We start from the raw sequence: 265 nt of genomic DNA, 5'->3' as shown, positions 1-265 counted from the left end.
GTGCACGACCCGCACGTTTACGTTCGTTTTCAGTAAGGTGGCGCTTACGGATACGAATGTTTAGTGGAGTAACTTCAACTAGCTCGTCATCATCGATGAACTCAAGCGCTTGCTCAAGTGAGTAGTTAAGGTGTGGAGAAAGCGTTTGCGCTTCATCAGTACCAGATGCACGTACGTTAGTTAACTGCTTGCCTTTAAGGGCGTTAACTGTAAGGTCGTTATCACGGTTATGAATACCGATAACCATACCTTCGTATACTTCAAC

1 pseudogene is annotated in these 265 nt (G+C 45.3%); it reads right to left on the bottom strand.

Annotated features, from left to right (window positions below):
- Positions 1–265 (bottom strand): annotated as a pseudogene (locus tag AAEY80_RS14605) (translational GTPase TypA); the annotation flags it as partial.

Origin of the sequence: Psychrobacter sp. 78a-MNA-CIBAN-0178 (assembly GCF_040309625.1) — a bacterium.
GTDB lineage: Bacteria > Pseudomonadota > Gammaproteobacteria > Pseudomonadales > Moraxellaceae > Psychrobacter > Psychrobacter okhotskensis.
The sequence above is the reverse complement of the archived record's forward strand: the minus strand, read 5'-3'. Positions and strand labels throughout refer to the sequence as shown.